The organism is Zobellia uliginosa (genome assembly GCF_900156625.1).
Taxonomy (GTDB): Bacteria; Bacteroidota; Bacteroidia; order Flavobacteriales; family Flavobacteriaceae; genus Zobellia; species Zobellia uliginosa.
This window is the reverse complement of record NZ_FTOB01000004.1, coordinates 127,981-143,123: the sequence shown is the minus strand read 5'-3', so window position 1 is coordinate 143,123 and position 15,143 is coordinate 127,981. Positions and strand designations below refer to the sequence as shown.

The following is a 15,143-nucleotide window of genomic DNA, read 5'->3' as shown; positions in this document are numbered from 1 at the left end:
TATTCATTCAAATTTAAATAAAAATCATACATCCATAGGGGTTTTTTATCAATTATGCATCTTTAAGTTAAAAGGTGTAAATATTCATGAATTACCACGAATTAATTTCCAAATGGCTAAAAGGAAGCATCTCTACCGATGAGCGCCAACACTTACAAGCTTGGGTTCATGAGAGTGATGCCAACATGGACCTGTTTAAAAAGTACATTCGAGAGTGGCAGCACCCCCAAAGTCCGAATTTTGACCCACAAACCGGCTTTGCTGGTTTCAAGGCAAAAATTTCGGGCAAAAAACGAAAAAGAAAACGCCTAGTTTCCGCCTTACCCTATGCCGTTGTATTGCTTATCCTTATAGTTTTAGGAATTCAAATAACAGGTTCCCAATCGAACCAAACCGAACCGACAACTTCCCAGACACCAACAAGAGACACCCCAAAAGAAAAGATAACCCTCACCTTGGCCGACGGAAGTACGCAAATCCTTAGCGGCGATGGCAATGAAATATTAACCGACGCCAAAGGAAATATAATAGCCGATAAAGACACCGACGTATTGAGCTTCAATGCATCTCAAGATCAAGACCAAAATTCCATTGCCTATAATGAAATCTACATTCCACATGGCCAAACATTTAGACTTCGGTTGTCCGATGGTACCAAAGTGTGGCTGAACGCCGGCACAAAATTAAAATTCCCTTCCAACCTCAACGGCGAGGCCCTTAAGGCAAGAACCGTCTTTCTAGATGGCGAAGCTTATTTTGATGTGACCAAGAACGAGGAAAAACCATTTTTGGTCCTCACCCAAAATGTAGCCGTAAAAGTGTTGGGCACACAATTCAATCTTTCTTCTTACGATACTGATGAAAACATAGCCACTACACTAATCGAGGGCAAGGTCAGTATGTTTGAATCCGACAGTCCTGATAACGAAATAGAACTGAGCCCTAGTTTTCAGGCAAAATACAAAAAAACCGAAAGCAGCTTTAGTAAGGTGAAAGTCGATACCGAACAGTTTACCGCATGGATGCATAACAAACTGATAATCGACAACCTTAAATTTTCGGAAATCTTGACCAAGCTTGAAAGGCTTCATCAGGTAAAATTCCTGAACAAGGCGGAACATTTGAACAACGAGGTGTTTAAGGGGGAATTCGAGAACGAAACCATAGAGGCCGTACTTAACACCATTTCGCTAAGTACTCCTTTTAATTACACCAGAAACCAAAACCTTATAACGATAGAAAGCAAAAGCTAACAGGCTTTAAAAACAACTATTACTAACAATCAAATACTTTATGATCATGAAAAAAGACCTTGAACACAGCGCCTTGGCCACAAGGCGATTTAAACAGATTAACCTAAAAATAATGTTGAACCTACTTTCCGTCTTTTTTATCGTCTTTCAAGCGAGTGCCCGTACGGGCTCGTCTACGACGATAGAGCTCGACTACGAAAATGTACCGCTTAAACGTATCTTAAAAGACATAAAGGCACAAACAAATTACCGCTTCTTTTACAACGTAAAGGAAATAGACGACACCAAGAAAATTTCGTTTCGTGCCCATAACGAGGCCATAGACCAAGTACTGAAAAAACTGGCCCAAAAAGCCGCTTTCAACTTTGAAATAAACGGAAAACAGATTGTTTTGACCAAAATGTCAAAGCGTACCCACCCTCCACAAGAAAGAGAGATTAAGGGTACCGTAAAAGACGAAGACGGCAATCCGCTCTCGGGCGCCAGTATCGTCATCAAAGGTACCACCACAGGTGCCCAAACCGATTTTGACGGAAACTTTACCCTAAGCCTAGCCGATGACTCGGCCATTATAATCGTTTCGTATATAGGCTTTGAAACAAAGGAAATCAGTGTTGGCAACCAAAGTTCACTAGATATAATTCTAAAGGAAGCTGCCGCGCAATTAGACAACGTAGTCATTGTGGGCTCAAGAAACCCCAATAGAACTTCTACGGAAACCGCAACGGCAGTGGATGTCATTCCCATGGCAGACGTGGTTTCAAAAACCGGTAAAATAGAAGTTAACCAATTGCTACAGTATGCTGCGCCATCGTTCAATGCCAACAAGCAATCAGGTTCCGATGGGGCCGACCATATTGACCCCGCTTCCTTACGCGGACTTGGCCCAGACCAGACCTTGGTCTTGATCAACGGAAAAAGAAGGCACCAATCTTCATTGATCAATGTATTCGGTACCCGCGGTAGAGGTAACACAGGTACAGACCTTAATGCCATTCCCGCTTCGGCCATCAAAAGAATCGAAATATTAAGGGACGGAGCCTCGGCACAATACGGTTCCGACGCCATTGCCGGCGTAATTAACATCGTCTTAAAAGACCGAACCGACGAACTTTCGGGCTCCATCAGCTACGGCGCTTACAACACCAATGCCCAAGGCGATTTTCCCGATGGAACACCTAATACCGACGGCAACCGCCTAGACACGGAAAGAGATGGAAACGCGATTGGCGAGGACCAGAGCTTTGACGGGGGCTCCATAAAGTTCGCCGCCAACTACGGGGTTAAGATCGGTGAAGAAGGTTATGCCAACTTTACTACCGAATACATCGCCAAAAACAAAATACTAAGACCTGGTTTTGATTTTAGGAGAGGATTTGGAGAGGCTGCCATAGATGGATTTAATTTTTTTGGAAACGTAAGTATTCCTGTTTCGGAAAATACCGAATTTTACGCTTTTGGAGGTCGAAACTATAGAGACACCGATGCCTTTGCCTTTACCCGTAACAACCCTACGGAACGAAACGTAGTCAGTATTTACCCTAATGGCTTTACCCCACGTATCACATCTAATATTATTGACAATTCCGTGTCGGCCGGAATACGGACAGAAATGGAAAACGGCTGGAACGTAGATATAAGCAACACCTTCGGAAAAAACTTATTCCATTACTTCATTAAAGGTTCGTTGAACGCCTCCCTTGAGGAAACATCACCTGTCGATTTCGACGCAGGCGGACATAGCCTTAGCCAAAACGTTACGAATTTGGACATCTCTAAATTCTACGAAGATATTATGGAAGGTATGAACCTAGCCTTTGGTGCGGAGTACAAGACCGAAAATTTCGAAATTTTTGCCGGTGAGGCTACCTCGTATGGCACTTTTGATATGGACGGCGCTTTGATTACCAACCCGGCCACCCAGACCATACCTACAGACCCAATTACCGGTAACCAAAGACCAGGTGGTTCTCAAGGTTTCCCAGGGTACAGTCCGGATAACGAAATAGACCGTAGCCGAAGTAACGTTTCACTTTACGGAGATTTAGAATTGGATGTAACTGAGAAATTCTTGGTCAGCGGTGCTGCCCGTTTTGAATATTTTAGTGATTTTGGAAGCACTACCAATGGTAAGTTAGCAGCTAGATATAAAGCTACCGAAAACTTCAATATTAGAGGTTCCGTAAGTTCTGGTTTTAGAGCACCATCGCTTGCTCAAATTTACTACAACCTTAAGTTTACCAATTTTATTGGTGGCGTAGCTTCGGAGTCATTACTGTCACCAAATAATAGCCCTGTTACGGCTTCTTTCGGTATCGGTCCTTTAAAAGAAGAAAAAGCTTTTAATGCAGCTCTTGGGTTTACTGCAAAAGCAGGAAACTTTACGGCCACCATAGACGGGTATTATATCAATATAAAAGACCGTATTGTATTGACCGGTGATTTCCCTGCTCCACAGATTGAAAATGTAAATTCCGCTCAGTTTTTCGTAAATGGCGTGGACACTAAAACCTCAGGTTTGGATGTAATTCTATCGTACAAAAATAGCCTTTCCGAAGACAGTTCGTTCAGTGCCACCTTTTTGGCGAACTTTAATGACATGAAGATTGACAATGTAAATAACGGAAGTTTAGATGAAAGCACATTCTTTGGAGAAAGAGATAAAGCTTTCTTGTTAGCGTCTGCACCTGACAGCAAATTAAACCTAAACCTTACCTATGATAAAAGTTGGTTTGATGCTGCTTTAAGCTTTACTCGCTTTAGCGAAATAGAGTTAGTAGATTATGGCGCAGCCATTGATCATTACGATGCTAAAATTGTTACTGATTTAAATTTTGGTTTTGAACTTTCTGAAAGCCTAAAGTTGAATGTTGGCAGCAACAACCTTTTCAATGTTTACCCTGACCAACAAGATGCAGATTCTGATTCAGGCGGATATTGGGATGCCGTTCAAATGGGTTTTGCCGGGGCTTTCTATTATGCCAGACTTGGTTTTACTTTCTAAGGTAAATCACTGATTATAGATTATTAGCTATATAGTAAAGGCTACTCAACAAAAAGCTGAGTAGCCTTTTTTCTATCATCGTTTTACAATTTAAACGGCCTGTCTCTTCTTACACTTTTGAAATAACCTTTATCGATAAAAGACAGAAATCAAAAAATCACTCTACAATCTTGACATCTACCGCAGTCCTGCCCTGCCACCCCGTAACATCGGTAACCGAGTAGGAACAGTGGTAATCACCGGTATCCACATCTTGGGGTATGGTCAATTCAATAGTGATCTCATAGGAGGTTTTATTGGATCCAATAGCATAATTTTCCATAAAAATCATAGGATTTTCAGCCTCTTTTTTGGCGCTAAGCACACATTCGACACCTTGATCGTCATGGGTGTGGTGGTCAAAATTATGGTGCACATTTAAACTATAGGAAGCCAACCCTACATTATCGCTTACCAAGGCCTTAAAAACATAGGTCTCTCCCCGCTTAAGCTCGGAGCATGATTGTGGAAATCCCCCGACCAAACTAATAGATGGCTTTTCGTCGTCTACATCGGTATCATCCCCGTTTGAGCAGGAGGCCAAAAACAAGAGGCACAGGGCAGACAGAAAAACATATTTTATTGATTTCATAAAATGATTTTTGAATTAAAAATTGGCCACCAAGGGATAACCGCCTGGTAGCCTTAAGTACTAAGGGGCGACTACATCAATATGCTCGTCGTAATCAAAAGTGTTTCCCTCTTCATCGGTAATGGTAAACTTAATATGGTACTCACCTACGGGAGCGCTTACCGGTACATCGATATGTTCGTGAAATTCCACATCGGTCTCCTCATGGTATTTTTCACCATAATTGAATTCACCGTCCCACTCTACTTCCCCATCGCCTACGGTGAGTCCGTGGGCATGCACATCGACCATAAGTTCGTGAATCCCGTGAATCGCACTTATCTGAAATTCGACATGGAAATCTTCCCCTCGCACTACGGACTCATCCATGGAAAAATCGCTTATGGCGATTACATCCAAAATTTGCAAATGGGCTTCCGCCTCGGTACTGTTTCCCATCTCGTCGGTAACGGTTAAGACTATATGGTATTCCCCGGCAGGAATATCCGTAGGCACATCAATATGCTCGTGAAAAGTTGGGTTTTTAACGAGATACGTGGCATCGGTATAGTTTTGTTCAAAATGCCATTCCACTTCGCCCTCTGCAGGCGTCACATCATCAGAATGAATATCGACCGAAATACTTTTTACCACAGCCTCGGCCGTTATAGCGGCCTCCAAGTGTATATCGGAGCCCTTATACGCCACGCGATCAGTCGAGTGTTCACTTCCTGCTCCGTATTCAAAATCGGAAATTACGGGAGCCGCTAGGCCGGGGTTTTCATCATCGCTGCTACAAGCGCTAAAAAATAGGATCAAGGATGCGAAAAAGATTGATAATTTAAAATTTGCTTTCATTTTACTTTTGCTTTGGGTGTTATACTTCATTTGATTAATTATTAAAAAGGAATTGTTATTGATAGCGATATGTTTCTACCGGCCTCTGGCACATCTATAAGCCTGTAAAAACTGGTATGGTCGTAGTATTCGGTATGGAATACATTGTTGAGTTTTACCCGCAATCGGGTAGGCCTCTCGAAGCCGGGCAAGTTCAACTTGGCCGTGGCGGAAAGGTTCAAAACCTGGTAGCCATCGGTGCGTTCCTCGGGAGGGACAATTTTATTTTGTTCGGCCGTAACCCGCAGATCCGCATTAAGGGAAGGCTCGGTCAGAAAGCCCAAATCGTTAAACCGATAATTAACAGAGAACAAGGCAGATAGCGGTGGGGAAAAAGGAAGGGTGAAATTTTTCTTCGGTCCACTGGTCTGTCTCGAGTAGACGTACTCAAGCGAAGCATCGGCACTTAAGGAAGCATTAAGGTCTACGCCTGCACTAAGTTCGCCCCCATAACGGACCACCTTACTTTGCACATATTCATAAACCTGTAGCGACTCGTTGTAACCGGAAGTAGGGTTGAGATAAATAAAATTTCCGAAAAAATTCAAAAAGGGACTTACACCTATGCGATAAGCCCCTCCCTTATGTTCAATATCCGCATCGATTTGGTACGATTGCTCGGGGTCGAGGTCTATATTCCCCTTTTCATAGCGGTACATGTGATAATTGACACCATCGGAAGCAAGTTCGTTCGGCAAGGGCATTCTAAAACTCTTGCCCAGATTCAACTTGTAGGTTGTCTTGCTGCTATGATAGCTCAGGCCTACCGAACCATTGACACTGTTAAAGTCCATGCTCCTTTCCTGCGACCGTTGCATGTACACGTAAGACGTGGTACCATCGGCATTATTGACCGTAGACGGAAACCAATCGCGATACCCTTGGGTGTCCATATGGCCCCAATCGTAGCGTATCCCTCCCTGTAGGTGGAAATTCGTATTAAGCTTATAATGGTCAAATACATATACCCCTACATTGTAGCGTTCGTATTCGGGAATCAAAAAACCCCAGCCGCCAATGTTGTTATTTTGCATCTCACCGTTGAGCCCGAACACGAAACTATGTGCTTCATTGGGCTTATAAGTGGTTTTAGCGTTCAAGGAAAGGGTATTTTTGCTAAATATCCGCTCCCTACTATCGGCTGGCTTGGGCATATAGCCGTGGGGCACCGGCTCGGAATGCTCTTCCCTTTGGTTGTTCTGAAAGCCGAAATCGAGCTGTACGATATGCTTATCCTTAAAAAAAGTGGTGTTGTTAACGACCTTGAAATGGTTCACTTGGTGAAAGGGCAAATCTACATCGCGGCTCGACCCGTCATAATCGATGGCGGAGGTTCTCACCTCTAGGCCATGGGCATTGGCGAAGAATCCATTCTTGGCGAAAACATTGCTAAAAAAGGTTTCCGATTTAATGTCATCTCTGAGATAGCCCAGACTGAAGCTTACATTGGCCTCTTGCCCCGCCGTATTCCTCAAGTGATTATCGTTCAGGTCAAAAATATAGCTCTCATACCGAATTTCATCGGTTGGCACCTTGTAATCCCCGTAGTCCCTCAAGGTGAGTCTCCCGCGGTAAAACCAAGTCTCTTTTCGCCCTTGAACTCCCGTTGAGACTCCCAAGAGGTCGTTATTGGTTTCACCTAACAGGTTCACTTCCCCTTCAAAAGTGTGGGGTATTGGCACACTGGGCGGCTCAATATCCACTACCCCCGAAATAGCATCGGATCCATACAAAAGGGAGGCCGGCCCCTTTATGATATGAACGTTCTCTATACCATACTGGTCGATTTCAAGTCCGTGATCATTGCCCCACTGCTGCGCCTCGTGTTTTACCCCGTTCTGAACCACGCTAACACGGTTAAAACCGAGCCCCCTGATAACCGGCTTTGATTGTCCCGAACCAATGGAAATGGTGCTTACCCCGGGGATTTTCTTAAGGGTTTGCATAAGGCTATTCTCCCTGTTCCCCTCCAAATACGCCTTTGAAACCGCCACGGAAATTGTCGCCAACTCCTGTGCCTTGCGCCCATCCGTTGTTGCGGAAAGCTCAATTCCTTCTAAGTTCGTCACGGCTTCTTGAAGCCTTATTACCCAATGTCTATGGCTACCGTCAACCTCGATTTCAAGGTGCTGTTGTCCATAAGCGATATGACTTATGGTAAAGGTGTATTTTCCTTTGGGGACATCGGAAATTTTAAACTCGCCGTTGTCGTTGGAAATGGCAAAAAAGGGTTTACTGAGGATGTTTACATCCTTGATCGGTTTCAAGGTATGCCCGTCCAACACCACACCTTCGATATCAAAAGTGCTTTGTGCGTGGGCCACCGAACATAGGCTAAAACAAAGCCACATACCCAATAATCTGTACATCATACTGACTGCTAAAAAACTAAAAAAATTGAGAGAACCAGAACGCGGAAACACGCCCTTTTACAGCTGTACACCACTAGTGTCCAAACAGATACACCTCACAAAAACGAAGCATACCGACCACGGATTACCGTAGCAAACCACATATAAACCGACTCAGGATGGGACAAAAACCCACTCAAAACCTATCACCTACGTGGTGTTAGAACTTTAGAAATGTACAGGAAAGATTATAGCCTAAACGGAGGAGGCCTAGAAAAGAGTTGATCGGAATCTAATGTACCGCTAACCACAAAGGTATATATGGTATCGGATCCTTGAAGGGGAATTTCCTCAAAATTGTCTACCTTAAAATCCGCTACATCCGGAGCAATAGCCGGAACTAGATTATGTGCGGTAGTCAAATCACAAACCGTACAATAAACGGCATGGTCTTTATCTTCAGAATGAGACAACACGTGCAGACCTGCCATTTTCACAGAAAGGAAAAGAACAAGTAAGAAATACGAGCTGATATGTTTTACATGGCCCTGAAGCATTTGCGGCAAACTTACTAAAATAATGCCAATGGGGTGTTAATTTACACTTAAAGGAGCTGTTAAACCCGACAAAGCAACCTTATCGTCGATCGACTCCCCGAGGCTCCGCTCGGGACAGGCTTCTCGCCTCTCCTTACTCTTTCACTCCCCCAAACATCGTCCACAAAAAAAGCCCCTCAGTTTCCTGAAGGGCTTCCCGAGGCCATACTCGGGACAGGATTCTTGCTGTACAGGCGGAGAGACTCGAACTCTCACACCTTGCGGCACTAGATCCTAAGTCTAGCGTGTCTACCAATTCCACCACGCCTGCATTTCCAATATCAAATTGGGATGCAAATATAATGCAAAATTTTAATTCTCTAAATTTTCCTTCATATAAAAACGTTCTTTTTCGTATTTTTAAATTACACTCTAAATTTGCTCCATGCAAAACGTACAAGATTACATTCAAAAAAATAAGCAAAGGTTCTTAGATGAACTCATACAACTACTACGCATTCCTTCGGTCAGCGCCGACTCCGCCTTCTCCCAAGATGTTATCGACACATCTGAAGCGGTAAAGACCGCACTAGAAAATGCAGGTTGCGATACCGTAGAAATTTGTGAAACGGATGGCTACCCCATCGTCTACGGAGAAAAGACGATAGACCCAAACCTTCCCACGGTTTTAGTGTACGGCCATTACGACGTACAACCCCCCGACCCGGTGGAGCTATGGAACTCCCCACCCTTTGAACCGGTCATCAAAGAAACCGAAACCCACCCCGAAGGGGCCATATTCGCCCGTGGCGCCTGTGATGACAAAGGACAAATGTACATGCACGTAAAGGCATTGGAATTTATGGTCAAGACCGGCCAATTGCCCTGTAACGTAAAATTCATGATCGAAGGTGAAGAAGAGGTAGGCAGTAACAACTTGGGGGTTTTTGTGGCCAATAACCGCGAAAAACTGGCCAACGATATCATCCTGATTTCCGATACCGGAATGATTGCCAACGATGTACCGAGCATCACTACGGGACTACGGGGCCTTAGCTATGTAGAAGTAGAGGTAACCGGACCTAATCGGGACTTACATTCAGGACTCTACGGTGGTGCCGTTGCCAATCCCATAAACGCGCTTACCAAAATGATCGCCTCCCTCCATGACGAGAACAACCATATTACCATTCCCGGATTTTACGACAAGGTAGAAGAACTCTCCCAAGAAGAACGGGCAGAAATGGCCAAGGCCCCGTTTAGCCTTAAAGCCTATCAAAAAGCACTCGACATTGCATCCGTTGACGGAGAAAAAGGCTATAGCACCAATGAGCGCAACAGCATACGTCCTACATTGGACGTAAACGGAATTTGGGGCGGCTACACTGGCGAAGGTGCAAAAACGGTAATAGCCAGCAAGGCCTATGCCAAGATATCCATGCGTTTGGTACCCCACCAAGATTGGCAAGAAATCACCCAATTGTTCAAGACCCACTTTGAAAGTATCGCCCCCAAAGGCGTTACCGTAAAAGTAACCCCCCATCACGGCGGACAAGGCTATGTTACCCCAATTGACACTATAGCCTACCAAGCGGCATCAAAGGCCTACGAAACTACCTTCGGCAAAAAACCGATCCCGCAACGTAGCGGGGGCAGTATTCCCATTGTAGCCCTATTCGAAAAAGAATTGAACAGCAAAACCATTCTTATGGGCTTCGGGCTCGATAGTGACGCTATCCACTCGCCCAACGAACATTTCGGGGTTTGGAACTATCTAAAGGGTATTGAGACCATACCCTATTTCTACCACTACTTCACGGAAATGAAGCGGTAAAAGAAAAAAGGGAATCGATACTAGACCGATTCCCTTTTTTTTATGTCTTCTTTACGTATTTCGTAATGATCACTATCTGTTGGCCATCGACCTTGCCCTCTATATATTCGGCATTCTCGCGGTCCAATGAAATTCGGCGTACCGCCGTACCTTGTTTGGCTACCATACTCGAGCCTTTTACCTTCAAGTCTTTTACAAGCACCACGTTGTCACCGTTTTCCAAGATAACACCGTTGACATCGCGGTGAATGATTTTCTCGCTTTCCGCAAGACCTTCACCCGTGGCCTTGGCCCACTCCAAGGCTTGGTCTTCCATATACATCATATCGAGCAGGTCTTTGGGCCAGCCCTCTTCCTTCAAACGCGAAAGCATACGCCAGGCCACAACCTTTACGGCATCGTGCTCGCTCCACATGCTATCGTTCAAACAACGCCAGTGGTTGGCATCGGTAGTATCGGGATTTTCAATTTGTCCCGTACAGGTCGCACAGGCCAAAATGCTGCCATCGATTCCTCCTGTAGAAACCGGAGGCACCTCATACACATTCAGTTCGTCAGTGGCCCCACATAGTTCACAGGCATTGCCACTCCTCTTTTTCAATTCTTCAAGTACACTCATAATTGTTAAATATTCGCCAAATTTAACGGTTTCAACCTTAACAAGACATAAACGACCTACACTTTTATAACAGAAATTTTAACAAGGGCGTTCCCCGTAACAAAACGGGGCCGGGCTATACGTTTCAAGTACGCTTCGCCAAAAGCGAATGCGGGCTTTCCACTCCTATCCCTAACGCAAACGAACACCAAATAAGCCCTAATCACAAAAAAAATAAGCACCCCTAGTTACTCTACATTTGTAGAATTTAAATTTTTATTCTATGTTTGTAGAACACAAAGAAGATGCAGCATGAAATTATCGAAAGCAGAAGAAGAACTAATGAACCTCTTATGGAAGCAAAAAAAGGCCTTGATGAAAGACCTTTTGGAAGCCTACCCAGAGCCCAAACCGGCAACAACGACCATTGCCACCCTTCTCAAGCGCATGACGGACAAAGGCTTTGTAGCCTATAACAGTTTAGGACGCTCTCGCGAATACTATCCCCTGGTCAAAAAAAAGGATTATTTCTCAAAGCACGTAAACGGACTCATCAAGAATTTTTTCAATGATAGCCCTGGTCAGTTCGCTTCTTTTTTTACCCAAGAAACCGACTTGAGCAAAGAAGAGTTGGAAGATCTACGCAAACTGATAGACAACGAAATTAAAAAGCGATAGCCATGGTAGTATTCCTTCTAAAATCATCTGCCTGTTTGGCCATTTTTATGGCCTTTTACAAGCTACTACTAGAAACCCAGCCAATGCACGGCTTTAAGCGCCTATACCTTGCTGTGGCCCTCTTGCTGTCGTTCACCATCCCCTCTATTACCTTTGTTGAATATGTTGAGGCCGCACCGCTCACGGTAGAGGCACCTAAGCTCCAAGCTTCCCTTGCCCCGGCAACCCAAACGGCCACCTCCTTTGATGTCGACTATATACTCTGGGCCCTCTACATTTTAGGGGTGTTGGTTCTTTCAATTCGATTTTTGAAAAATTTGGGTCGAATCCTCATCAATATTCGAAACAATCCCAAACTGAGAATGCAATCCTTCATCAATGTGTTGCTGCAAGATGTCACGACTCCGCATACCTTTTTCAATTACATTTTCTTGAACAAACAAAAATATATAGCCAAAGAAATTCCTGAAGAGGTATTACTTCACGAAGCGACACATGCGAAACAAAAACACAGTCTCGATATTCTTTTTGTAGAGGTATTGCAAATCGTCCTTTGGTTCAATCCGCTGATATACATCATAAAAAGCTGGATCAAACTAAACCACGAATTTCTGGCCGACCGCGCCGTTCTAAACCAAGGAACCCCCACCCCCACATATCAAAATATACTTTTAGCGTTTGCCTCATCAACAAACCTTAAAGATAATCAGTCGAGTTTGGCTAACGCCATCAATTATTCATCAATCAAAAAACGTTTTACAGTCATGAAAAAAACAAGCTCAAAAAAATCGGTGGTCTTAAGAAGTGTCGCCGTAGTGCCCTTAATTACCATGCTCCTATTTAGCTTTAGTGAACAGATAAAATTGCCTAAAGAAACATCAGCTGTACAGGCCTATCAAAGCGAAGCCAAAAAGCAAGAAGTGAAACGCTATAATGCGCTGGCCAAAAAATACAATGCCATCCCTAAAGAGAAAAGAAATATAGCTTTAGAAGATTTAAAGACCCTAGAACTTATCTATGGTAAAATGTCAAAAAAACAGCGGAACGAAGCACAACCCTTTCCCGAATGCCAAAACAGCCAAACCCATAACCATGGCGCATGCGCGGAAGAAATAGCCGAATACAATGCATTGGCCAAAAAATACAATAAAATGCTGGCCAAGGGGAAAAGCATACGTATCTTAAAAGCGGACGTGGACCGTATGGTGTATCTATATGCCGAAATGACCACAAAACAACGTGCCAGCGTACAGCCCTTTCCCGAGTTGCCGGAACCACCTACCCCACCGGCCCCACCAGAGGAGACCATCATTATGCCCGTAAACAAAACCGAAGTTGCGGCTTTTGAAAAACGTATAGAGGAGATTATTGAAAATCAAGAAATCTATGATGACGTCAGTATGATAGAACACCTAAACCTCCACATCGGTGAAATCACCCCCAATCTTGTTCCCAATACATTTATACAGGCTATACCTAATCCGCCCGAACCACAGTCCCCTTTAGAGCATGTACGGACACTGGCGGACAAAAATGCGGTATTCTACCTAGACGAAAAGGAAATCAGCTATAAAAAAGCGATTCGATTGCTTGAGGAAAATAAAAGCATCAATATCGATTTGCGCTACAGTACGAACCGGCGGCCCAAGGTCAAGTTATCGGTAAAACCAATAGTAATTACCCCCTAAACTCAACCAAGCCAAGTCTTAAAGCCTTCTAAATAGAAGGCTTTTTTTGTAACAAAAAACGTAACTTACCTACTATTCATCATCAATCGCCCCATTTATGGGAATCATCAAAAAAAATCGAACATCATGGTACAACAATTTTTTATCCTCTGCTCGGGGGCCGACACCTCCATTCTAAAAACCTGTTCTAATGGCGAACAGAACAAATACGCCGGTATTGGCGCCACCGTATTCTTTACGGCCCTTATGGCCTTTATTGCCAGCAGTTATGCCCTCTACACCGTTTTTGACAACGTATACACCTCCGTTTTCTTTGGTTTGATATGGGGACTCCTCATTTTCAATCTGGATCGTTTCATTGTATCGACCATCAAAAAGCGGAACAGTTTCGGCAACGAACTCTTACAGGCTACCCCACGTATTGCATTGGCGGTTATCATAGCCGTGGTCATCTCAAAGCCCTTGGAAATGAAAATTTTCGAAAAGGAAATCAATCAAGTCTTATTGGAGCAAAAGAACGAAATGACCTTGGCCAACAAAAATCAACTCGCCCTGCAGTATACCCCGGCCATTGAAAAACTCAATGCCGATATCACCCAATTAAAGAACGAAATCGCTCGTAAAACCGCAGAAACCGACGCCTTATACGACACCTATATCAGCGAGGCCGAAGGTACCGCCGGCACCCTAAAACTAGGGAAAGGCCCGGTTTATGAAGAAAAGCGCCAAAAACACGACGCGGCCCTGGCCGAACTTCAGCAATTAAAAGAGAACAACAAGCAGAAAATCAGCGCCATCGAAAATCAGATTAAAACTTTAAATGCAGAGTATTCCGATGGGGTTAAAAACTCACAGCCCGTAATCGATGGCTTTGACGGGCTCATGGCCCGCATCAATGCCCTGAACGAGCTGCCATGGCGGCCTTCCTTTTTTATCTTCCTATTGTTTTTGGCCATTGAAACCTCGCCCATTATAGCCAAATTATTGGCCTCCAAGGGCCCGTACGACATAAAACTCGAAGACGAGGAGCATATGGTACACACCTGGGCACAACAAAAAATACAGCAACGCAATGAAATTTTAGCAACCGATGTTGCCCTTAACGAAAAAATATATAGTGAAATAAAACGCGAAGAAACCGTCTACACCTATAAAAAGAGGAAGGCGGAAGAGCTGTTCATACTTCAGGCCGATGCCTTTAAAGACCTCCAGGCCAAACAACTTTGAGCCATTTTTTTTAGATAAACTCCAAGAAGACGTTTATTTTTTTCAACACTTCTTTAAAGTCGTCGTCAAAGACCGTATCCCCTGAGTGTAATCTTTCTTTGTGTTCTTCGGCAAAGAGAAAGGTTTTCTCCATACCCAGAATACTGATCTTGTATTTCAGCTTGTGAACAATCTCGGCAGCGGCCCTAGGCTCGCCTAGCTTGATATGGTACAAATATTTGCCCAGATCCCATGAAAATTCGGATTTCAATAAGGAAATAAATTTTTGTTCAAAATCTAAATCCCTCGCACCTATGAGGTTTTCCACATAGTTCAAACTTGGTCTCTCTAACTTATAGCCCTCAAAATGCTCCATAAAATCTACCACGTTTTAGCACAATCATCCTTTTCCTATTATATTTAAAGGTAAGGATTATACTATCGCCATTTTTTTGTTTGTTGTGAAACCTTAAAAAAATTGAGTTATC

12 protein-coding genes and 1 tRNA gene are annotated in these 15,143 nt (G+C 43.8%); 6 read left to right on the top strand and 7 right to left on the bottom strand.

From position 1 onward, the window contains the following. Window positions 1–86: 86 nt before the first annotated feature. Both BW980_RS13165 and BW980_RS13160 read left to right on the top strand, forming a co-directional pair. Window positions 87–1,253 carry a FecR family protein gene (locus BW980_RS13165; RefSeq protein ID WP_076455696.1) on the top strand — a complete coding sequence of 389 codons (1,167 nt, stop codon included), beginning with the start codon at window positions 87–89 and terminating at the stop codon, window positions 1,251–1,253. 46 nt (window positions 1,254–1,299) lie between these two features. Next, complete coding sequence (locus BW980_RS13160) at window positions 1,300–4,257, top strand: TonB-dependent receptor domain-containing protein (RefSeq protein ID WP_394333499.1); 2,958 nt, start codon at window positions 1,300–1,302, stop codon at window positions 4,255–4,257. Window positions 4,258–4,414: 157 nt separating this feature from the next. Here BW980_RS13160 and BW980_RS13155 read toward each other — a convergent pair whose 3' ends face one another. The 5 genes from BW980_RS13155 to BW980_RS13135 all read right to left on the bottom strand — a co-directional run bounded on the left by BW980_RS13155 (window position 4,415) and on the right by BW980_RS13135 (window position 8,982). Continuing rightward, a complete protein-coding gene (locus BW980_RS13155; protein ID WP_076455695.1) occupies window positions 4,415–4,888 on the bottom strand; it encodes a DUF4625 domain-containing protein in 474 nt (157 codons plus the stop codon). A gap of 60 nt (window positions 4,889–4,948) precedes the next feature. Next, a complete protein-coding gene (locus BW980_RS13150) occupies window positions 4,949–5,725 on the bottom strand; it encodes a DUF4625 domain-containing protein (RefSeq protein WP_076456259.1) in 777 nt (258 codons plus the stop codon). 41 nt (window positions 5,726–5,766) lie between these two features. Next, on the bottom strand, window positions 5,767–8,136 hold the full coding sequence (locus BW980_RS13145) for a TonB-dependent receptor (protein WP_076455694.1): 2,370 nt from the start codon (window positions 8,134–8,136) through the stop codon (window positions 5,767–5,769). A gap of 227 nt (window positions 8,137–8,363) precedes the next feature. Further along, window positions 8,364–8,606, bottom strand: coding sequence for a hypothetical protein (locus tag BW980_RS13140; protein ID WP_139327680.1), 243 nt, complete (start codon window positions 8,604–8,606; stop codon window positions 8,364–8,366). Window positions 8,607–8,900: 294 nt separating this feature from the next. Beyond that, window positions 8,901–8,982, bottom strand: a tRNA-Leu gene (locus BW980_RS13135). Window positions 8,983–9,096: 114 nt separating this feature from the next. Here BW980_RS13135 and BW980_RS13130 point away from each other — a divergent pair. Next, on the top strand, window positions 9,097–10,485 hold the full coding sequence (locus tag BW980_RS13130; RefSeq protein ID WP_076455692.1) for a dipeptidase: 1,389 nt from the start codon (window positions 9,097–9,099) through the stop codon (window positions 10,483–10,485). Between the two features lie 40 nt (window positions 10,486–10,525). Here the strand turns inward: BW980_RS13130 and BW980_RS13125 are convergent, their stop codons facing one another. Next, on the bottom strand, window positions 10,526–11,104 hold the full coding sequence (locus tag BW980_RS13125; protein WP_076455691.1) for a PhnA domain-containing protein: 579 nt from the start codon (window positions 11,102–11,104) through the stop codon (window positions 10,526–10,528). Between the two features lie 291 nt (window positions 11,105–11,395). Between BW980_RS13125 and BW980_RS13120 the strand changes: the two genes are divergently transcribed. From BW980_RS13120 to BW980_RS13110, 3 genes are all read left to right on the top strand, one after another. Beyond that, window positions 11,396–11,761 (top strand): BlaI/MecI/CopY family transcriptional regulator, encoded by a 366-nt coding sequence (locus tag BW980_RS13120; protein WP_076455690.1) that lies wholly within the window; start codon window positions 11,396–11,398, stop codon window positions 11,759–11,761. Between the two features lie 2 nt (window positions 11,762–11,763). Beyond that, window positions 11,764–13,449, top strand: a complete 1,686-nt coding sequence (locus BW980_RS13115) for a M56 family metallopeptidase (protein ID WP_076455689.1) — start codon at window positions 11,764–11,766, stop codon at window positions 13,447–13,449. A 126-nt stretch (window positions 13,450–13,575) separates the two neighbouring features. Continuing rightward, window positions 13,576–14,676 carry a DUF4407 domain-containing protein gene (locus BW980_RS13110; RefSeq protein WP_076455688.1) on the top strand — a complete coding sequence of 367 codons (1,101 nt, stop codon included), beginning with the start codon at window positions 13,576–13,578 and terminating at the stop codon, window positions 14,674–14,676. 10 nt (window positions 14,677–14,686) lie between these two features. On the opposite strand, the gene BW980_RS13105 is transcribed toward BW980_RS13110, so the two are convergent. Further along, window positions 14,687–15,031 (bottom strand): hypothetical protein, encoded by a 345-nt coding sequence (locus BW980_RS13105; RefSeq protein ID WP_076456258.1) that lies wholly within the window; start codon window positions 15,029–15,031, stop codon window positions 14,687–14,689. Window positions 15,032–15,143 lie beyond the last annotated feature (112 nt).